Origin of the sequence: Bradyrhizobium sp. CCGUVB14, assembly GCF_024199935.1 — a bacterium.
In the GTDB taxonomy this organism is placed as follows: Bacteria; Pseudomonadota; Alphaproteobacteria; order Rhizobiales; family Xanthobacteraceae; genus Bradyrhizobium.
The window spans coordinates 7,958,210-7,978,406 of record NZ_JANADS010000001.1 but is presented as its reverse complement, the minus strand read 5'-3'; the positions used below and the strand labels follow the sequence as shown (position 1 = coordinate 7,978,406).

Below are 20,197 nucleotides of genomic sequence, written 5' to 3'. Positions count from 1 at the left end.
GCTTCGTTCAACAGATCGAAAACGAACGGAGCATTTTCAAATGTTGTCCGATGGAAAAACGCGTCCCGCCGAAACTGCGGATTTGACCGCAGCGGCGAGGCCGGCTCCGGAAGCGCGCGACACGAAGACCAATAATGCGCCGCGTGCGGCCAAGCCCGCGCCAAGCGTGAAGCCTGTATCGGCAGCGAGCGACGAAGTTGCCGCCAAGGCCGCGCTCGAGGGATTGAAGCGCATTCGCGCCAAGGCGCGCCTTGATAAGATGGCGATACCAAAGCCTGCGCCTGTGGCGATCAAGCCAGCGGTAATCGTGGCCAAACCGCCGCCGCCGCGTCCGACATGGGTCGCGCCGCTTGCGACATTGGCGGTTGCCGCGATCCTGGTGGTCTGCGCCTGCACCGGCGTCATTGCCTATCTCACCACGCAGCCGAGCCAGACCAGTGCCGCGGCCAGTGCGGAGATCAGGAATCTGCGCGATACGGTCACGCAGCTGCGCAAGCAATTGGCCGGCGTGTCCGAAAATCTGGACGGCCTGCGGACTGCGGTCGATCAGTCAAGCAAGTCGACCAGCGATCGTTTCGGCCGGTTCGCCGAGAATCTGGATCGCATCGAGCGCGTGAGCTCGTCCTCGACCGCCAAGCTCGACAGGCTTGCGCAGGCCCAGGTCCAACCGCCGACTCCCGTTGCTGCGCAGGCGTCGCCGGCGGCGCCGATGATGGCCTCGCTTGCAGCACCCGAGACCACGGGCTCGGTGTCTCCGGCCGAACGCAGCTCGGCACCGCGAAAGGTGGTCAAGGGCTGGTCGGTTCGCCAGGCTTATGAAGGCATTGCGATCCTGCAGGGGCCGAGCGGTGTCATCGAGGCCGTGCTCGGCCAGCAGGTCCCGAATCTCGGTCGCATAGAGGAGATCAGGAACGAGAGCGGCCGTCTGGTGGTGGAAACCAGCGGCGGCGTCGTCTATTCGGCGCGCAAATGAGCTGCGGACAGTTCTATTGGCGATGATGCTCGAAGCTGGTGCATAGCAGGTCGATCTCGGCCTCGGCGATCGGCGCGCGAAACAGGCGGCAGGTGAATTCAACCGTCGTCTTGTTCTCGGAAGCTGTGCGATCCTCCCGGAGGAAGATGCATCGCTTGCAGACGTCGGTGTGGTGCCGCTGTTCGGCGGCATCCGCCTGATCGAGTACGTGTCGCAAGGTGTCGCGAAAGCGGAGCTTGCTGTCGTCATCGAGCACCGCGATCGCCTCGACGAGGCCATTGACGGGATCGCGCGCCAGAAACTTCTTGCCCTGCTGCGTCACGCTCAGGGTCACCGAGCGCTTGTCCTTGGTGGAGCGCTTCCGCTCCACATAGCCGAGCCGTTCAAGCTCGCCGATGATGAAGGAGGCGGTGCCGCGCGTAGTGCCGACATAGCTTGCCAGTGCCGAAGGCGTCCTGGAGAACCGGTTGGCACGTGAGAGAAAGCGCAGCGCCATCCACTCGCGATCGCGCATGCCGTGCTTGGTGCCTTCGAACCACAGGATTCGCGCGACCTGTCCAAGTAATTCAATCGCTTCACGAGCCAAATTCATATCGATGCCAGATCGGATAAAGCTTTATTCAATTGAGCAGTTGGGTGCGCAATCGCTGCGGATCGGAATGAAGCTGTCGAGCGTCGCTCGAAGCTGAAACAATTGCCGCGCTTGGAAGACGCTTCTCCGTTCTGGAGATGGAACATTCGGGAGTGGAACTAGAGCGTCACGAAGAAAGTTCGAGTAAATATGACGGCTCAACTGATCTGAAAATTTCAGTCAAATGACGCGTGCTTGCGTTCAAATATCGGACTGTGTGCTGTGCCCGGGCAACATGATGTGTCGTTGCGGCCACGATCGAGCCGAATGTTGCGGCGAAACGTTTCGAATTGCGCGAAGCCGCACACAGCCTGCAACGCGTGATGGCGCCGCGGCCCGGGGGAGAACCCCCTTTTTCGGTTAATGGATGTTGCGACGCAATGCGGTCACGCGGTTAAATCGGGCACACAATCACCGGGAATTCGAGAGTGCCGTCAGGAAACAAGCCGTTCAACGTCAAACGCGCAGCACTCGCCGCCACCGTCGGCAACATGCTCGAGTTCTACGACTTCATCACCTACAGCTTCTTCGCGATCCAGATCGGCCACACCTTCTTCCCGACCGGAAGCGAATACGGCAGTCTGATGTTGTCGCTTGCGACCTTCGGCGCCGGCTTCGTGACGCGGCCGATCGGCGGCATCGTGCTCGGTACTTATTCCGACCGGATCGGCCGGCGGCCGGCCATGCTGCTGAGTTTCGCACTGATGGGGGCGGCAATCGTCACCATCACGTTCACGCCGTCCTACAATACGATCGGCATTGCAGCGCCGATCATCGTGATCGCGGCCCGTATGGCGCAGGGCTTTGCGCTCGGCGGCGAGGTCGGGCCCACCACCGCTTATCTCATCGAGATCGCGCCGCCCGAGCATCGGGCGCTGGTGGTGGCGTGGCAGCCGGCGAGCCAGGAGATCGCCGCGACGGCCGGCGCGCTTGTCGGCGTCATTCTCAGCAAGACGATGGCGCCGGAGATGCTGGACGCGTATGGCTGGCGGGTCGCGTTCCTGATCGGCGCAATCTGTCTGCCGTTCGGCGTCTGGATGCGCCGAACCTTGCCGGAAACGATTCCGCAGGCGGAAGCCGGAGCCGTCGCGAAGGAGAGCAGGGGCCATTTCTCGCAGGCCCGCCGCCACACCAGCCTGATCGCGCTGGCGCTGATGGTTCTGGCCAGCGGCACGATCTCGACCTATGTCACGCAATACATGACGACCTATGCGCAGAACACGCTGCATGTTTCGTCGACCTTGGCGTTTGGCGTGTCGCTGGTCAGTAACGCCATTCAGTTTGCCGGCGCGCTGGTCGGCGGCTGGCTCGCCGACCGCCTCGGCCGCAAGCCCGTCATGATCTGGCCGCAGCTCGCAACGCTGCTGCTGACCTATCCGGTCTTCCTGTGGATCGTCCATGCGCCCGGCACGCTGTCGCTGCTGGTCGGCTTCGGTCTGCTCTCCGTCATCGGCTCGCTGCCCTTCACTGCGTTCTATGCGACCTTTACCGAGGCGCTGCCCCAGAACATCCGCGGCGGCGTGTTCGCCACCGTCTACGCGGTCGCGATCGCAAGCTTTGGCGGCACGGCGCAGCTCGTGGTGACCTGGCTGCTCCATGTCACCGGCGATCCGCTGGCGCCGGCCTGGTACCTGCTGCTTGCGGCGATCGTCGGACTTGTCGCGATGAGCCTGATGCCGGAGACCGCACCGGTGAAGCAGCGCGATCGCCGGGTCTGAAAGGCCCGGCGCTCGCAGGCTGGTGATTTGCGTTTCGCAGGCATTTATTGGCGAATGCGTCGCCTGAAGATCAGGGCTAGGCATCAGGAAGGAAAGACCGATGAGCATAGAAACCACCATGACAGCCGACGTCGTGGGGCTGACGAAAGTCGCCCCGGTGTCGCGCCGCGGCTTCATGAGCGCCACCGCGGCCGTTGCTGCCGGCTACACGCTTGCGGCCGGTCCCGTCCGCGCCGAGGTGATCACGACCGACACCACCGGCCTGCAGGCCGGCGATGCCAAGATCAAGGTCGGTTCCGAGGAGATGCCTGCTTACTTCGCCCGTCCCGCCGGCAACACCAAGGCGCCGGTGATCATCGTCGCGATGGAGATTTTTGGCCTGCACGAATACATCAAGGACGTGACGCGGCGCCTCGCCAAGCTCGGCGCATTCGCGGTCGCGCCCGACTATTATTTCCGCAAGGGCACCGATCTCACCAAGATCACCGACATCAAGGACTTGCTGCCGGTCGTCAACGCCAAGCCGGACGCCGAGCTGCTGTCCGATCTCGACGCGACGGTGGCATGGGCGGGATCGCAGGGCGGCGACACCGCGAAGCTCGGCATCATCGGCTTCTGCCGCGGTGGTCGTACGGTCTGGGAATATGCCGCCCATAGCGGCACGCTCAAGGCCGGCGTTGCCTTCTACGGTCCGCCGGTCGATGCGCCCAATCCGCTGTGGCCGAAGAGCCCGCTGCAGCTCGCGCCCGAGATGAAGGCGCCGGTGCTTGGCCTCTATGGCGGCGCCGACACCGGCATCCCCGTGGCGCAGGTCGAGCAGCTCAAGGCGGCGCTCGCGGAGAACAAGAAGACGGACGACTTCAAGATCTATCCGGAAGCGCCACACGGCTTCCATGCCGACTATCGCGGCAGCTACCGCAAGGACGCGGCGGAGGATGCCTGGAAGCAGGCGCAGGCCTGGTTCAAGAAGTATGGCGTCCTGAGCTGACGCCAGAATCCAAAAGGGCGGTCCGAGCGACCGCCCTTTTTTACTTGCGCGCGGACCGGCCTCACTTCGTCATCGCGCCATAGACGATGTCCTGCACCTGCTCCCGATAATACTTGCGCAGCTCACCGGGTGCCGCCGTCCCCACCACCACGACAAGCCGTTCCTTGGGATCGCAGAAGAACTGCGTTCCGTAGGCGCCGTTCCAGGTGAACTCGCCGGGATTGCCGGGGACTGAAGACAGTCCTTCGCTGGTCCGAACCGCGACCGCGAGGCCAAAGCCGAAACCGGCACGATGCGGCTCGACATTAGCCACGTTGTTCTTGATCTCGGGGCCGAGATGGTTGCTCGTCATGTGATGTACGGTCTTGGGCGAGAGGATGCGCTGTCCGTCGAGCTCGCCGCCATTGAGAAGCATCTGACCGAAGCGGATGTAGTCGCCGACCGTCGCGAACGAGCAGGCGCCGCCGCAATCGAATTTGGTCGGGGTATCCAGAAGCTTGATGGCCTGCGGCTTCCCCGTGATCGGATCGTTGGCAAAGGGGCGCGCGAGACGGGGGCGCTGTGCGTCGGTCGGATGGAAGGTCGCGTCCTTCATGCCGAGCGGCTGCCAGACATTGGCGGCGAGATAATCACCAAGGTGCTGCTCGCTCACCTTCTCGACAACGGCGCCAAGCACGTCGATCGAGAAGCCGTATTCGAACTCGGTCGAGGGCTGATGCACCAGCGGCAGTTTCGTGATGCGATCGATGAAGGCCTGCGTGTCGCCTTCGATCGCCGGTGCAGTGCCTTCAGGGTATTGCCGCGCGAGCGCGCTGGAGGAGTCCGGACGGCCGCCATACATCAGGCCGGACGTGTGGCGGTACAGGTCGTGAATGTAGATCGGCGATGCCTGCGGTTCGAGCTTCACCGAGCCGTCGGCTTGCTGAATGCCGACCTTCATGTCGGCAAAGGCGGGATAGTAATCGGACAGTTTTGCCTGGAGCGGCAGCTTGCCTTGCTCCAGCAGCGTCAGGCCGGCGACCGCGGCCATCGGCTTGGTCATCGAGGCCAGCGCGAACATCGCATCGATCGGCATCGGCGTGCCCTTGTCCGGATCGAGCATGCCATAGGCCTTGTAGTGCACGAGCTTGCCGTCCCGCGCGATGGCGACGACGGCGCCGGGCACACGCTTGGCGGCGATCTCGCGGGCGAAGAAATCGTCGAGCCGTGCGAGGCCCTGCTTCGAGAAGCCGACATCGTCGGGATTGGCCTCGGGCAGCGGCGCGGCGCGCGCTGCTCCGAACGTGATGACGGCAGCCGCCGCGATCATGGCGATCGTCTTGTTCATGAAATCCTCCCAGGCGGCGAGCTCGTTATGCGGTGGCTCGCTCCACGCCTAGATCATGACCGCGCAGACGCGAAGTCAAGCGCGGGTAGGGCATGTCTGGGACGCGCCAAAACCTTATCGTCCGTCGCCCGTTCGCCACAGCGCATCGAGGCCGTGCCGATAGGTCGGATAGGCAAGCCGGACGCCGAGCTCGTGCTTCAGCCGCGTGTTGGAGACGCGGGCGCTGCTGGCATAGAAGCTGCGCGCCATTGCCGACATCTCGGCGGTCGCGAACGCCTCTTCCGCGGGCGGCGCAACGCCCATCAGTTGCGCGGCGTAGGCGATCACGTCCTGGGGCGGTGCGGGCTCGTCGTCGCAGACGTTCCAGGTGCCGCTGCCGTTGTGGTCGATCGCAGCCATGATGGCGCTGGCGATATCGTCGACATGAATGCGGTTGAAGACCTGGCCGGGCTTGATGATACGGCGCGCCGTGCCGTTGCGCAGCGTCACCAGCGCGTTGCGGCCGGGACCGTAGATGCCGGCGAGCCGCAGGATCGCGACGTCGCCGTGTGCCGTGTCGGTCCAGGCCTGCTCCGCCGCGACCCGCATCCGCGCGCGGTCGAGGCTCGACTGAGGCGGTGTGCTCTCGTCCACCCATCCGCCGGCGTGATCGCCATAGACGCCGACGGTGGAGAGATAGACCACCTTGCGGCGGCGCGCTGCGAGCACGTCACCGAGCGCGGCCAGCGCGGGATCGCCGGTGCTGCCCGGCGGGATCGATATGAGGAGGACATCGGCATCGCTGATACGGTCGACCGTCGCGTCGGCCGGGCGGCTGCCGGAAAAGCCATGCACCTCGATCCCCGCAAGGTCGACCCGCGCGGCGGGGTCGCGGACCGTGCCGGCGACATGCGAGAAGCTGCCGCCGAATGTGCGGACGAAATGCCGGGCGCTGTAGCCGAGGCCGAGGATGAAGAGCCGCATGCGTCTCCCGTGAGTTCCCGTTTGCGCGAGGCGCGCAGCTCCGCTCATAAGAGATTTTTGGGTCCGGCAAAAGATATTGCGATTTTACTCGCCCGCCGCCTCGGGCGATGGTCGCCCGTCACAGGAGGCGTCGACCATGCAGGCGGAAGCGGCCACCATAGCGCCATCCGGCGCGGCGGAGCTGATCCGGAACGCGGCCGCTCTGATCTTCGACGTCGACGGGACCCTGGCCGAGACGGAGGAGCTGCACCGGCGGGCCTTCAACCACGCCTTCGCCCGTCACGGGCTCGACTGGCATTGGGACCGGGCCGCCTACAAGGACCTGTTGCGGGTGACCGGCGGCAAGGAGCGCATCCGCGCCTTCCATGCCCGGCAGTGGATCGCGCCGCCCTTGTCGGATGCGGATATCGCCGAACTTCACCGTATCAAGACCGCTCATTATGCCGAGCTGGTCGAGACCGGCTGTTGTCCCCTGCGGCCCGGTGTGACGGAGCTGCTCACTGCGGCCAAGGCGCGTGGCCAGCGGCTCGCGATCGCGACCACGACCTCGCACGGCAATATTGATGCGCTGCTGTCGCAGGCGCTGGGGCCGCGCTGGGCCGCGGATTTCGATGCGATCGTTGCCGGTGACGATGTCAGGCACAAGAAGCCTGCGCCGGACGTCTATCTCGACGTGCTGGCGCGATTGAAGCTGGCGCCATCCGACTGCGTCGCGATCGAGGATTCCAGCAACGGCCTGATCGCGGCCTCGCGGGCCGACATTCCCGTGCTCATCACCCGCAGCCTGTTTTTCCGGGATGATGATTTCAGCGCGGCGCGGGTGGTGCTGAACGATCTGTCGGAACTCGGCGCCGAACAAAAAACCGCAAAACAACCCCATGCACAGTAGGACGCTGTCGCGGTCAGTGCACCCGGTGACTTGCTCTATCGTCTTCAGCCTGCTCGACAATCTGCGCGATCGGGCTCGACTGGTGATGCACCAGGCGCCAGCCGTCGCCGACGCGCCGAAAATGGTTGGCGGCAGCGAGCGCGGTGCCGTCGACGATCTCGATGCAGAGCACGCGCGCACTGTCGCCGTCGACGATCGCCTGCGGCTCGGCGCAGACGATCTGCGGCCGTTCCGGATTTTGCAGGATGTCGCGCCAGCTTCCGATCACGGTGGCGTGGCCGACGATTGCGGGCCAGCCGGGATGAATGCAGGAAATGGCGTCGTCATCCGCCCACATCCGCTTCATTTCGTCAAAATCGCCCGTCGAAAAGGCGGCGTAGAAAGCCGCGTTCGCGGCGATGACCTTGCTGTCCTTTGCCATGCCTCTCGGGTGAGCCAATGGCAGGCAAAAATCAAGCGCGACTTGAGTCCGACTTTGAACGCAGTGCAGCATGATTGCCCACTTTATGGTCACGCCGAAATGAGCGTCTCCACCGTGCGTCGCGCACCGTCCTTGTAGAGGCGGCCGAGTGCCGCGGTCACGGCCTCGCGCAGGCGCGGCTCGGCGCCGAGCGGCCCGAACACTTTTGTGAGGCCGAGCAATGCGGGCGCCAGCCGTTCCGCGACGGGACCGGCCTCGCGCGCCAGGCCCGCGAGCTCGGTGGCGAAGGGATCGCGCACGTCGATGGCGCGGCCCTGCTCGTCGCGTGCGGTGACGTAGCGCATCCAGCCGGCGACCGCGAGCGCGTGCGTCGCGATCGGCAGGTTTTTGGCCAGGCGATCCTGCATCGCGCCGAGCAGGCGCTGCGGCAGCTTCTGCGAGCCGTCCATTGCGATCTGCCAGGTGCGGTGATGCAGCGCCGGATTGGCGAAGCGCTTGAGCAGGGACGCGCGATAGGCGGCGAGATCGGTGCCCGCAGGCATCGTCAGCGTCACCGCCGCCTCTTCCATCACCTGCGCGGCGAGGCGCGCGAAATGCGGATCCTGCATGGTATCCGCGATGGTCTCGTAACCGGCGAGATAGCCGAGATAGGCGAGCGCCGAATGGCTGGCGTTGAGCAGCCGCAGCTTCATCAGCTCGAACGGCTTGACGTCGGTGACGAGCTCGACGCCGGCGGCAGCCAGATCGGGCCTGCCGGCGGAAAAGCGATCCTCGACCACCCATTGCGTGAACGGCTCGGTCATCACAGGCCAGGCGTCACGCATCCCGAGTGCGGCTGCGACGGCATCTCGGTCGGCATCCGTCGTTTCCGGCACGATCCGATCGACCATGGTGCAGGGGAAGGTGGCGTTATCCGCGATCCATTTACCGAGATCCTTTGAGCGGAGCGCGGCGAATTGCGTCACGATCCGCTGCACGGTGTGGCCGTTGGCGGCGAGGTTGTCGCAGCACAGCACCGTGAAGGGCGAAAGTCCCTGCGCCCGCCGGCGCGCCAGTGCCGCCACGATGAAGCCGGGCGCCGAGCGCGGCGCGTCGAAATTGTTGAGATCGTGCACGACGTCGGGATGCCGCTCATCGAGATCGCCGGTCTGCGGCGTGTGGCAATAGCCCTTCTCGGTGACCGTGAGCGAGACGATGCGGATGGCGGGATCGGCCATTCGTGCGACCAGCGCAGCCGGTTTCTCGCGCGCGACGACGCTGTCCAGCAGCGCGCCGATGACGCGATGCTCGGTGCCTTCGGCGGCGCGCACGGCAACCGTGTAGAGATGATCCTGCGGGGCGAGGGCGTCGCGCGTGTCAGGGCTGCGCAGGCTCGCGCCGACAATGCCCCACAAGGTGGCGCCGGTAGCAAGGCAATCGTCGATGACGACGGCCTGATGGGCGCGATGAAACGCGCCCAAACCAAGATGCACGATACCGGGCGTAACACGCGCGCGATCATAGGCCGGGCGGCGGATGCGAGGTGCCAGCCGATCGAGATTGGAGCTGCCAAGCCGCATGGTCGTCTCTCCCTGTATTTGGCCGCTGCTTGACATGGCGGCCGTCCTGGGTCAATGCTCCGGTCAATTGGTAAGGCCAATTCTCCAAAATTGGCGGGTCGCCGGATCCACCGGCGTGACCCTTTCGGGGAGGCCAGCGTGCCGCTGGAAGCTGTGGAGGCGAGACGGCTTTACCGCCAGGTCGCCGATCAATTGCGAAGCCTGATCGACAGCGGCGAGTACGCGGTCGGCAGCCGCTTGCCGACCGAGCGTGAGCTCGCGGAGCAGCTCAGGATCTCGCGCCCGACGGTGCGCGAAGCCCTGATCGCGCTCGAAGTCGAGGGCCGCGTCCGCATCCGTGTCGGTTCAGGCATTTATGTGAGCGAGCCCGCGGACGCTGCGCCCGCGTTGGCGGCCGCCGTCATTGAAGGTCCGTTCGAGCTGTTGCGCGCCCGCGAATTCCTCGAAAGCGCCATCGCCGAGCAGGCCGCGCGCGTCGCGACCAAGGACGATCTCGCACGCATCGATGCCGCCCTGGTGGCGATGGAGAACGTCGCGCATCCCGGCGAAGCCTCGATGGTCCATGACCGCGCCTTCCATATCGCGATCGCCGGATGCCTCGGCAATGCCGTTCTGGTGCGCGTGGTCGGCGAGCTGTTCGACCAGCGCCTCAACCCCTATTTCGCGCAGCTTGCGCATTATTTCGAGAACCCCGGCACCTGGCGCACGGCGCTTAGCGAGCACCGGGCCGTGCGCGATGCCATTGCGGCGCGCCAGCCAAAGGCGGCCCGCGACGCCATGCGCGATCACCTCGTGCATTCGCAGGAGCGCTTTGCGCAGAATTTTGGTGCCGAAACCGCCGCGGCAGCGCCGACGACGCGGAAGCGGACCGCGCGATCCGAGGCTCAGCCGGCGAAGCCAACACGACCGTCGAAGAAGCAGGTCAAAAGCGGCAGCGCGCGGCGGCGATGAGATTGGGCGGCTCGCATCGGTTTCGAGGCGAGTGAAGAAGAAACAGACTTGAGTGAGCGGAGGAAAATCAGTGTTGAAGAAAATCACGATGGTGCTGGCGGTCTCGGCCGCGGCAATGTTTGCGACGACCGAGGCCAGCCTGGCGCAGACCAAGCTGAAATGGGCCCATGTCTACGAGACCTCGGAGCCGTTCCACACCGCGTCCGTCTGGGCCGCGCAGGAGATCGGCAAGCGCACCAACGGGCGCTACCAGATCGACGTCTATCCGGCGTCCCAGCTCGGCAAGGAAGCCGACATCAACCAGGGCCTCTCGCTCGGCTCGGTCGATATCATCATCTCCGGCTCGAGCTTCGCGGCCAAGAGCTTCCCGCCGATCGGCGTGACCTATTATCCCTACACCTTCCGCGATGCCGATCATCTGCTCGCCTATACCAAGAGCGACATCTTCAAGGAGCTCGCCAAGGGTTACGAGGACAAGAGCGGTCACCACATCATCGCGGTGACCTATTACGGCGTGCGCCAGACTTCGTCGAACAAGCCGATCAAGACCTGCGCGGACCTCAAGGGCCTGAAGATGCGCGTGCCCGACGTGCCGGCCTATCTCGCTATGCCGCGCGCCTGCGGCGCCAACACCGCGCCGATCGCTTTCGCCGAGGTCTATCTCGCGCTCCAGAACGGCACCGTCGAGGCGCAGGAAAACCCGCTGACCACGATCGAAGCCAAGAAGTTCTACGAGGTGCAGAAGCACATCGTGCTCACCGGCCACATCGTCGACCACCTCAACACGGTCGTGGCGGGCGCGCTCTGGAAGAAGCTCTCGGACGAGGACAAGAAGATCTTCACCGACGTGGCGCAGGAAGCGGCCGCGAAAGCGACCGAGGAGATCAAGCAGAACGAGGCCAAGCTCGTCGCCTTCTTCAAGGAAAAGGGCCTGACCGTGACCGAAGTCGACAAGAACGAGTTCCGCGACATCGTGCTGAAGAACGTTCCGTTCGAGACCTTCGGTTATCGCAAGGCCGATTGGGAACGGATCCAGGCGGTCAAGTGACGACGTTCGCTGCGCTCTAGATCTTCATGGTGAGGAGCGCGGAACGCGTCTACGGACGATGCTTCGCATCGCCGAGCGAACCATGAAGGCCCCGGTTTCGCTCAGCGTCGCCCGAGGCCATCCTTCGAGACGCTTGCTCCGCAAGCTCCTCAGGATGAGGAGCGGAGCGAGTTTGACGCAGAAGAGCTAAGTCGTTTGAAGGAGTAACCACATGTCCACCGCCGAAGTGCACCGGCAGATCACCGGGGACGAGATCGCCCATACCTTCGAGGAGGAGGCGACGCCGAAGGTCGATCTCGGCGTCTACGCTTTCGAGGATTGGGTGGCACTGGTGATCTTCTGGGTGATGGCGCTCGCCGTCTTCCTGCAGTTCTTCACCCGCTATGTCCTCAACGACAGCTATGCCTGGACCGAAGAGATCGCGACCTATTGCCTGATCGGTGTCGTCTTCATCGGCGCCTCGATGTGCGTGCGGCTGTCGCGGCACATCCAGGTCGACCTGATCTACCGCTATCTGCCGCATGTCGTCGCGCGCGCGCTGTCGACGGCGATCGACCTGATCCGGATCGCCTTCTTCGGTTACGCCATCAAGCTGGTCTGGGTCTACATCCAGATCATCGGCGACGAATCCATGACCACGATCAATCTGCCCAAGGACTACGTCTATTACGCCGTCCTCCTCGGCTTCGTGCTGATGTTCGTGCGCTCGGTGCAGGTCGCGCTGCAACATCTGCGACAGGGCTATTCGATCCTCGAACGTCCCGGCGCCTACGACGGTTTTGAAGGATAATCTCATGCTGCTGTTGCTTGGCGGTTTTCTCGTCCTGATGCTGCTCGGCGTTCCCGTGGCGATTGCCATGGCCGCGTCGTCGCTGCTCTACATCCTGGTCAGCGGCGTGACGCCTGATGTCACGCTGGCGCAACGCATGATCGCGGGCGTCGAGAGCTTTCCGCTGCTCGCCGTGCCCTTCTTCATCCTGGCCGGCAATCTCATGAACATCGCCGGCGTCACCGGCCGCATCTACAAGTTCGCCGTCGCGCTGGTCGGCTGGATGCGCGGCGGCCTCGGTCACGTCAACATCATCGGTTCGGTGATCTTCTCCGGCATGTCCGGCACCGCGATCGCGGATGCCGCCGGTCTCGGCACCATCGAGATCAAGGCGATGAAGGACCACGGCTACACCACCGAGTTCTCGGTCGGCGTCACCGCGGCCTCGGCCACGCTCGGCCCGATCATCCCGCCGTCGCTGCCCTTCGTGATCTACGGCATGATGGCGAACGTCTCGATCGGCGCGCTGTTCCTGGGCGGCGTGATTCCCGGCATCGTCATGACGCTGCTGATGATGGCGACCGTCACCTACTTTGCGCACAAGAACAAATGGGGCAGCGACACGCCGTTCTCCTGGCCGCAGCTCGGCTCGGCCGGCCTCGAGATCGCCATCGTGCTCGCGTTCCCGCTGGCGATATGGCTGATGGTGATGGCCGGCATGTCGACCAACATGGCCGTCGTCATCGGCCTCGGCGCGCTGCTGGCGATCGACTGGTACTTCGATTTCTCCGCGGTGATGGCGCTGATGGCGCCTGTCATCCTGATCGGTGGCATGACGCTCGGCTGGTTCACGCCGACCGAAGCGGCCGTGGCGGCGGTGATCTGGTCGTTGTTCCTCGGCCTCGTGCGCTACCGCACCATGACCTTGAAGACCGTGGCGAAGGCGACCTTCGACACCATCGAGACCACGGCTTCGGTGCTGTTCATCGTCACCGCAGCCTCGATCTTCGCCTGGCTGCTGACGGTGTCGCAGGCGGCCCAATTGCTGTCGGACTGGATGCTCAGCATCACCCACAACAAATGGGTGTTCCTGGCGCTCGCCAACGTGCTGATCCTGTTCGTCGGCTGCTTCATCGACACCACGGCGGCGATCACCATTCTGGTGCCGATCCTGCTGCCGATCGTGCTCAAGCTCGGCATCGATCCGATTCATTTCGGTCTGATCATGACGCTGAACCTGATGATCGGCCTGTTGCATCCGCCGCTCGGCATGGTGCTGTTCGTGCTCGCCCGCGTGGCAAAGCTCTCAGTCGAGCGCACGACGGTCGCGATCCTGCCCTGGCTGGTGCCGCTGCTGATCGCGCTGATCGCGATCACCTACATTCCCGAACTCACCCTCTGGCTGCCGAAATATATGGGACTCTCCAAATGACCTCGACCTCTCTCGCCGCAACCCTGTTCGGCCCCGAAGACCTGCGCATGATCGAGCATCCGCTCGACAAGCTCGCAGACGGCATGGTGCGCATCCGCTTCGGTGCCGGCGGCATCTGCGGCTCGGACATGCATTACTTCCGCCACGCCCGGACCGGCGATTTCGTGGTGAAGTCGCCGCTCGTGCTCGGTCACGAGATCTCGGGCCAGGTCGTGGAGATCGCGGGTTCCGCGGCCAATCTGAAGGTCGGTGACCGCGTCGCCGTCAACCCGTCGCGCTGGTGCGGCCATTGCGGCGCCTGCCGCGAGGGCCGGCAGAACCTCTGCGAGAATATCTACTTCATGGGCTCGGCGTCGAAGACGCCGCACATGCAGGGCGGTTTCGCCAACTATTTCGACGCGATCCCGGCGCAGTGCGTGAAGATCCCGGACCACGTGTCCTATCAGGCCGCGGCGCTCGCCGAGCCGCTCGCGGTCTGCCTGCATGCCGTTGCGCGTGCCGGCAAGATCGAAGGCAAGCGCGGCATCATCTTCGGTGCCGGCCCGATCGGGCTCTTGACCATGCTTGCCGCGCACCGCGCCGGCATGGCTGATGTCACGGTGGCCGACATCGCACCGGCGCCGCTGGCTTTCGCGACCCGGCTCGGCGCATCGCATGTCGAGAACGTCTCGGGCGGAGAAGAGGGCCTGAAGGCGCAAGCGGCGTCGCGTCCCTACGACGTCGCGTTCGAGGTCTCGGGCACGGCCGCTGGTCTTGCCAGCGCCATCGGCATTATCAGGCGCGGCGGCGTGGTGGTGCAGATCGGCAATCTGCCGGGCGGGCAAATTCCGACGCCGTCGAATGCGGTGATGGCAAAGGAGATCGACCTGCGCGGCTCGTTCCGCTTCGGGCTTGAATTCATGACGGCGGTGGAATTGATTGGAGCCGGCAGCGTCGACGTGCTGTCACTCGTCACCGCCGAGCGGCCGTTGTCGACCGCGCCTGACGCGCTGCGGCTGGCGCTCGATCGCTCGCAGAGCGTCAAGGTCGTGCTGACTGCCAATTGATTGGAGAATCCAGATGATGCTCGAGGGATGGCGCTGGTACGGACCCAATGATCCCGTGTCGCTCGACGACGTCAGGCAGGCCGGGGCGAGCGATATCGTCTCGGCGCTGCATCAGGTGCCGATTGGGGAAGCCTGGACACGCAAGGCGGTCGAGGAGCGCAAGAATTTCATCGAGAACGGCCAGCCCGGCCGCTCGCAGCTGACCTGGTCGGTGGTGGAATCGATTCCGATCCCTGACGACGTCAAGCGGCTCGGCGGGAAGGCCACGAAATCGATCGACGCCTGGATCGCGAGCATGGAGGCGCTGGCCGCCTCCGACATCAAGATCATCTGCTACAACTTCATGCCCGTGGTCGACTGGTGCCGGACTGATCTCGAATGGGAGCTGCCAAACGGCGCCCGTGCCCTGCGCTTCGATCAGGATCGCTTTGCGGCGTTCGAGCTGCACATCCTGGAACGTCCGGCTGCGCGACAGGAATACTCCCCCGAGCAGCAGGCGCGCGCCAAGAAGCTGTTCGATCAGATGAGCCAGGCCGATATCGACTATCTCATCATGGTCATCGCCAGCGCGTTGCCGGGCTCGACCACCGAGCCGATGACCATTCCGCAATTCCGCGACAAGCTGGACGCTTATCGCGATATCACGCCAAAGATCCTGCGGCAGCATCTCGCCGAATTCCTGAGCCGCGTCGCGCCGGTCGCCGAGCAGCTCGGCGTGTCGCTGACGCTGCACCCCGACGATCCGCCGCGGCCGCTGTTCGGCCTGCCGCGTATCGCCTCGACCGCCGAGGACTACCAGGCACTGTTCGACGCCGTGCCGTCGAAGGCCAACGGCATCTGCCTCTGCACGGGCTCGCTCGGCGTGCGCGCCGAGAACGATCTGCCCGCCATGGCCGAACGTTTCGGCCCGCGCATTGCCTTTGCCCATCTGCGCGCGACCAAGCGCGAGGCGGACGGGGTATCGTTCCACGAGTCCGATCATCTCGACGGCGACGTCGATATGATTGCGGTGCTCAAGGCGTTGTTGAAGGAGAATGCTCGGCGCTCACCGGACCAGAGGATCGTCTTCCGTCCCGACCACGGCCATCGCATGCTGGACGATCTCGCCGCTACCAAGCGTACCAATCCCGGCTATACTGCAATCGGCCGCCTCCGTGGCCTCGCCGAGCTCCGCGGCGCGATTCGTGCGATCGAGCATCACTAGGAGATCTAAGGTAAGCGATGCGGCTGGCACAGTGTCATAACTTCCACGACTTCCGGCGGCTGGCACGCAGCCGGCTGCCCGGCCCGATCTTCGACTATATCGACGGTGGGGCCGACGATGAGACGACCCTGCGACGCAACAGTGCCAGCTTCGAGCATTGCGACCTGTTACCCAATGTGCTGCGCGGCGTGCAGCAGGTCGATCTCTCGGTCACCGTCATGGGCCAGAAGCTGGCGCAGCCGTTCTACTGCTCGCCGACCGCCTTGCAGCGGCTGTTTCATTACGACGGCGAGCGTGCGGTCGGCGCGGCGGCCGCGAAATACGGCACCATGTTCGGCGTCTCCTCGCTGGGCACGGTGAGCCTGGAGGAATTGCGCAAGGCCTATGACACGCCGCAGGTCTATCAGTTCTATTTCCACCGGGATCGTGGTCTCAACCGCGCCATGATGCAGCGGGCCAAGGAGGCCGGCGTCGAGGTGATGATGCTGACGGTCGACAGCATCACCGGAGGCAATCGCGAACGCGACCTGCGCACCGGCTTCAGCATTCCCTTCCGCCTGACGCTGGCCGGCATGCTGCAGTTCGCGATCAAGCCGCGATGGGGCATTGATTACGTCACCCACGAGAAATTCCGGCTGCCGCAACTGGACGAGCATGTCGACATGGGCGGCGGCACCATGTCGATCGGTCGCTATTTCACCGAGATGCTGGATCCCGCGATGAACTGGGACGATGTCGCGGAGATGGTGAAGAACTGGAACGGGCCGTTCTGCCTGAAGGGGATCATGTCGGTGGAAGACGCGCGTCGCGCGGTCGATATCGGCTGTGCCGGCATCGTGCTGTCCAACCATGGCGGCCGCCAGCTCGACGGCTCCCGCTCGGCCTTCGACCAGCTCGCCGAAATCGTCGACGCCGTGGGTGACCGCATCGACGTGATGATGGATGGCGGCATCCAGCGCGGAACCCATGTCCTGAAAGCGCTGTCGCTCGGTGCCAAGGCGGTCGGGCTCGGACGATATTATCTCTATCCGCTCGCCGCCGCGGGCCAGCCCGGTGTCGAGCGCGCCCTCGGGCTGCTGCGCACGGAGCTCGAGCGCGGCATGAAGCTGATGGGATGCACGTCGATCAGCCAGCTGTCGCGCGCCAATCTGCGCTTTCGGTAGCGCGCCTCGATCGATTGAGCATCGTTGAGGCCAAGCTCTATCCAATCGTCATTGCGAGCGAAGAATCCCTCCGCGGAAAGACTCTGGATTGCTTCGCTGCGCTCGCAATGACGTGAAGGGAGAGCTGCCTCTAATAGCAAGCGTCCATCGCGCCAAGCTTCGGATAGAGCTTGTCGATCGCCGCGACCTCGCTGTGCATCTGGGCTATGATCCAGTCGCGGATCTCGGCGGCGATGGGGCGCATCGGCCGGTTGCGCGGCGGCAGGAATTCGCAGATGCGGCGCGTGGTGGTGAGCCTGTCGGAGGCCGGCACCAGCGCGCCGGTCAACAGCCAGTGCGAGGCGACCGTCAGCCAGCCGAGCGCGATGCCCTGGCCGAGCAGGGCGGCCTGCACCACGACGGCATAATCGGTGAAGCTCAAAGCCTTGGCGGCACCACGGCGTCCGGTGAGCAGCGACGCATAATCCGCGGCCCAGTCGCCCGGCGTCTCGGCGAGGCGGATGATGGTGTTGCCCTCTGCGGGATCGGTCTCGCCGAGATAGCCCGGGCTGCACATCGGCAGCATCACTTCCTTCATCACCAGCGTGCCGCCGGACGACGGCTCTTCGCGGTCACGAAAGCGCATGCCGAGGTCGACATTCTCGACCGCCCCGCGCAGCGCGCCGGAGATCAGCTGGAAGCGCAGATCGACCTGGGGAAACTGCTTCTGCAGCTTGTCGATGCGCGGCATCAGCCAATGCGTGGTGAACGCGGAGGAGACCGACAGCGTCACCGTCTCGGTGCCCTTGCGGCGTCGCTCGATCTCGACGAGGCCGGTCTCGATGCTGCGAAAGCCTTCGAGCACGCGGCGATACAACAGCTCGCCTTCCTCGGTGAGCACCGCGCGGCCGGCCTTGCGGTCGAACAGGCGGACGCCGAGATGATCCTCGAACTGGCCGAGCATGCGGCTCACCGCGGGCTGCGTGACGTTCAATTCGGCGGCGGCCGCCGTGAAGCTGCCATTGCGCGCTGCTGCGTCGAAGACGAACAGGGCGTTACTTGAGGGCAGCATCCGGCGCAGCTCGGGCATAACGTCATGTTATGAGCGCGGTGAGAATTTGGCAATTGCCGAGTTTTGCCAAGTCTGGTGTCATTGGGATCACAGCCTAAAGAATGGGTGTTCTGGAGAAGATTTGGTGCGGCGCACGCTGCGCCGGCAAATGCTTCAAAACGCTGTCTATAATGCAGGCTTATGGCGCGCAGTGAGGCACGCCATTCCAGGGAACGAGACGAGGTCGATCGTTGGACAAACGAGCGGAAAGCGTCGAGATCAGGTCCGCGAGCAAGGCGTACGGCGCCGTTCGCGCTCTCGACGACGTTTCCCTCAATGTCGGCGCCGGCGAATTCGTCTCGTTGCTCGGCCCCTCCGGTTCCGGCAAGACCACGCTGCTCGGCATTCTGGGCGGCTTCATCCTGCCGACATCAGGCACAATTCTGTTCGGCGGCCGCGACGTCACCTATATGCCGCCGCACAAGCGCGACATCGGCGTGGTGTTCCAGAACTACGCGCTGTTCCCGCATATGAGCGTCGGCGAGAACGTCGCTTTTCCGCTGCGCGCGCGGCGCCTGCCGAAAGCGAGCTGGCCCGACAAGGTGCGCGCGGCGCTCGCGATGGTCGGGCTTGCCGGCTACGAGGAACGCGGCATCGCGCAGCTCTCCGGAGGCCAGCGCCAGCGCGTGGCGCTGGCACGCGCCATGATCTTCGAGCCGCAGCTGATCCTGATGGACGAGCCGCTCTCTGCACTCGACAAACAGCTTCGCGAATCCATGCAGATCGAGCTGCGTGCGCTGCACCGGCGTATCGGCGCCACCATCATCTATGTCACCCACGACCAGCGCGAGGCGCTGACCATGAGCGACCGCGTCGCCGTGATGAAGGACGGCCGGCTGATCCAGATCGACCAGCCCGAGCGGCTGCACGATCATCCCGCCGATTCCTTTGTCGCGAGCTTCATCGGCGAGGCGACGATGCTGCCGGTCCGCCGCGTCGATGCCTCCAGCGTCGCGCTCGGCCATGCGCTTCTGCGCAGCGCCCGCGCCATTCCCGACGGTGATGCGCTGATGCTCGCCGTGCACAGCGAAAAGCTCCTGATCGACGACGGCGCGCAGGATTCTGCCTGTAACCGCCTGACCGGGACGGTCACCGACATCGTCTACCAGGGCGAGAGCCTGCGCATCTTTCTGGCGCTGACTGACGGCATCGCGCTCAGCCTGCGTCAGCCGGCCTATCACCAGGCCTATGGCCGCATCCCGCCGCTCGGCGGCAGTCTCACCGTCACCCTTCACCCCGAGGACACCATCGTGGTGCCCCGGGTGGACTGACCAAAACCTTGTCCAACCTGAGAGAAGAAACTGATATGTCGACCCAAGCCGCGTTCAGCAATTTCAAGGTTCTCACCTTCGACGTCGTCGGCACCTTGATCGATTTCGAAACCGGCGTGCTCTCCGCGGTGCGCAAGATCTCCGGCAAGACACCGGCCGAGCTCAGCGACGAGCAGATCTTCGAGCCCTACAAGCGCGGCCGCGACAAGCACTACGATCGCTCCAGCGAGGCGATGTTCCACGTCTATCGCCATCTCGCCAAGGAGCTCGGGCTGCCCGCTGACGATGCATCCTGCGATGTGTTCCAGCTCTCCGTGCTGCGCTGGGGACCGTTTGCGGATTCGGTCGAGGCGCTCAAGCGCCTGCGCACGAAGTTTCGTCTGGTCGCGATGACCAATGCCGACCGCGTCGCGCTGTCCTGCTACGCACATGCGCTCGGTAATCCCTTCGACGACACCGTCTGCGCCGACGACACCGGCGTAGCCAAGCCGAACCCGGAGTTCTTCGCCTATAACAAGGGGCGCCAGTCGGCCTTTGGCTACAAGCAGTCCGACATTCTGCATGTCGCGCAGAGCCAGTATCACGACATCGGGATCGCGCGGAAACTCGGATATAAAGTGTGCTGGATCGAGCGCCGCCAGGGCATCGGCGGTTTTGGCGGTACGCCTGCGGTCGAGACATTGACAAAACCGGACTTCCATTTTTCGACGCTGAAGGCGCTGGCCGACGCGGCTATCGGGCCTGCGGCGTAATC

General features: G+C 64.5%; 19 protein-coding genes. 13 read left to right on the top strand and 6 right to left on the bottom strand.

What is annotated here, in order from left to right; translation table 11 throughout:
• Positions 1-40: 40 nt before the first annotated feature.
• Positions 41-973: a hypothetical protein gene (locus NLM32_RS37230; protein WP_254133660.1), complete on the top strand. Its 933-nt coding sequence runs from the start codon at positions 41-43 to the stop codon at positions 971-973.
• A 13-nt stretch (positions 974-986) separates the two neighbouring features.
• Here NLM32_RS37230 and NLM32_RS37225 read toward each other — a convergent pair whose 3' ends face one another.
• Positions 987-1,565: a MarR family winged helix-turn-helix transcriptional regulator gene (locus tag NLM32_RS37225; RefSeq protein WP_254133659.1), complete on the bottom strand. Its 579-nt coding sequence runs from the start codon at positions 1,563-1,565 to the stop codon at positions 987-989.
• A 530-nt stretch (positions 1,566-2,095) separates the two neighbouring features.
• On the opposite strand from NLM32_RS37225, the gene NLM32_RS37220 reads away from it, so the two are divergent.
• Together NLM32_RS37220 and NLM32_RS37215 are read left to right on the top strand one after the other, a co-directional pair.
• Entirely contained in the window at positions 2,096-3,322 is a 1,227-nt protein-coding gene (locus tag NLM32_RS37220) for an MFS transporter (RefSeq protein WP_254135513.1), read from the top strand.
• 100 nt (positions 3,323-3,422) lie between these two features.
• Positions 3,423-4,310, top strand: a complete 888-nt coding sequence (locus NLM32_RS37215) for a dienelactone hydrolase family protein (protein ID WP_254133658.1) — start codon at positions 3,423-3,425, stop codon at positions 4,308-4,310.
• A gap of 61 nt (positions 4,311-4,371) precedes the next feature.
• Here NLM32_RS37215 and NLM32_RS37210 read toward each other — a convergent pair whose 3' ends face one another.
• Positions 4,372-5,637 (bottom strand): serine hydrolase, encoded by a 1,266-nt coding sequence (locus NLM32_RS37210; protein ID WP_254133657.1) that lies wholly within the window; start codon positions 5,635-5,637, stop codon positions 4,372-4,374.
• Between the two features lie 114 nt (positions 5,638-5,751).
• Positions 5,752-6,600 carry an SDR family oxidoreductase gene (locus NLM32_RS37205; protein WP_254133656.1) on the bottom strand — a complete coding sequence of 283 codons (849 nt, stop codon included), beginning with the start codon at positions 6,598-6,600 and terminating at the stop codon, positions 5,752-5,754.
• Between the two features lie 136 nt (positions 6,601-6,736).
• Between NLM32_RS37205 and NLM32_RS37200 the strand changes: the two genes are divergently transcribed.
• Positions 6,737-7,489: an HAD family hydrolase gene (locus NLM32_RS37200; protein ID WP_254133655.1), complete on the top strand. Its 753-nt coding sequence runs from the start codon at positions 6,737-6,739 to the stop codon at positions 7,487-7,489.
• A 13-nt stretch (positions 7,490-7,502) separates the two neighbouring features.
• Here NLM32_RS37200 and NLM32_RS37195 read toward each other — a convergent pair whose 3' ends face one another.
• Together NLM32_RS37195 and NLM32_RS37190 are read right to left on the bottom strand one after the other, a co-directional pair.
• Positions 7,503-7,910: a nuclear transport factor 2 family protein gene (locus NLM32_RS37195; RefSeq protein ID WP_148772927.1), complete on the bottom strand. Its 408-nt coding sequence runs from the start codon at positions 7,908-7,910 to the stop codon at positions 7,503-7,505.
• Positions 7,911-7,999: 89 nt separating this feature from the next.
• Positions 8,000-9,469: a mannitol dehydrogenase family protein gene (locus NLM32_RS37190; RefSeq protein WP_254133654.1), complete on the bottom strand. Its 1,470-nt coding sequence runs from the start codon at positions 9,467-9,469 to the stop codon at positions 8,000-8,002.
• A 138-nt stretch (positions 9,470-9,607) separates the two neighbouring features.
• Between NLM32_RS37190 and NLM32_RS37185 the strand changes: the two genes are divergently transcribed.
• The 7 genes from NLM32_RS37185 (at position 9,608) to NLM32_RS37155 (ending at position 17,082) form a co-directional block, all read left to right on the top strand.
• The gene (locus tag NLM32_RS37185; protein WP_254133653.1) at positions 9,608-10,420 is read left to right on the top strand and encodes a FadR/GntR family transcriptional regulator; all 813 of its coding nucleotides are present in this window, start codon (positions 9,608-9,610) and stop codon (positions 10,418-10,420) included.
• 88 nt (positions 10,421-10,508) lie between these two features.
• Positions 10,509-11,468 carry a sialic acid TRAP transporter substrate-binding protein SiaP gene (locus NLM32_RS37180; RefSeq protein ID WP_254135512.1) on the top strand — a complete coding sequence of 320 codons (960 nt, stop codon included), beginning with the start codon at positions 10,509-10,511 and terminating at the stop codon, positions 11,466-11,468.
• 211 nt (positions 11,469-11,679) lie between these two features.
• On the top strand, positions 11,680-12,258 hold the full coding sequence (locus NLM32_RS37175) for a TRAP transporter small permease (RefSeq protein WP_254133652.1): 579 nt from the start codon (positions 11,680-11,682) through the stop codon (positions 12,256-12,258).
• Between the two features lie 4 nt (positions 12,259-12,262).
• Entirely contained in the window at positions 12,263-13,669 is a 1,407-nt protein-coding gene (locus NLM32_RS37170) for a TRAP transporter large permease (protein WP_254133651.1), read from the top strand.
• Positions 13,666-14,715 (top strand): L-idonate 5-dehydrogenase, encoded by a 1,050-nt coding sequence (locus NLM32_RS37165; protein ID WP_254133650.1) that lies wholly within the window; start codon positions 13,666-13,668, stop codon positions 14,713-14,715. The genes NLM32_RS37170 and NLM32_RS37165 overlap by 4 nt, the downstream gene beginning before the upstream one ends.
• Before the next feature lie 13 nt (positions 14,716-14,728).
• Positions 14,729-15,919: a mannonate dehydratase gene (gene uxuA / locus NLM32_RS37160; RefSeq protein ID WP_254133649.1), complete on the top strand. Its 1,191-nt coding sequence runs from the start codon at positions 14,729-14,731 to the stop codon at positions 15,917-15,919.
• Positions 15,920-15,936: 17 nt separating this feature from the next.
• On the top strand, positions 15,937-17,082 hold the full coding sequence (locus NLM32_RS37155; protein WP_254133648.1) for an alpha-hydroxy acid oxidase: 1,146 nt from the start codon (positions 15,937-15,939) through the stop codon (positions 17,080-17,082).
• 130 nt (positions 17,083-17,212) lie between these two features.
• Here the strand turns inward: NLM32_RS37155 and NLM32_RS37150 are convergent, their stop codons facing one another.
• Complete coding sequence (locus NLM32_RS37150; RefSeq protein WP_254133647.1) at positions 17,213-18,151, bottom strand: LysR family transcriptional regulator; 939 nt, start codon at positions 18,149-18,151, stop codon at positions 17,213-17,215.
• A 212-nt stretch (positions 18,152-18,363) separates the two neighbouring features.
• Here NLM32_RS37150 and NLM32_RS37145 point away from each other — a divergent pair, with 212 nt between their 5' ends.
• Positions 18,364-19,443: an ABC transporter ATP-binding protein gene (locus tag NLM32_RS37145; RefSeq protein ID WP_254133646.1), complete on the top strand. Its 1,080-nt coding sequence runs from the start codon at positions 18,364-18,366 to the stop codon at positions 19,441-19,443.
• A 35-nt stretch (positions 19,444-19,478) separates the two neighbouring features.
• Complete coding sequence (locus NLM32_RS37140) at positions 19,479-20,195, top strand: HAD family hydrolase (RefSeq protein ID WP_254133645.1); 717 nt, start codon at positions 19,479-19,481, stop codon at positions 20,193-20,195.
• Positions 20,196-20,197 lie beyond the last annotated feature (2 nt).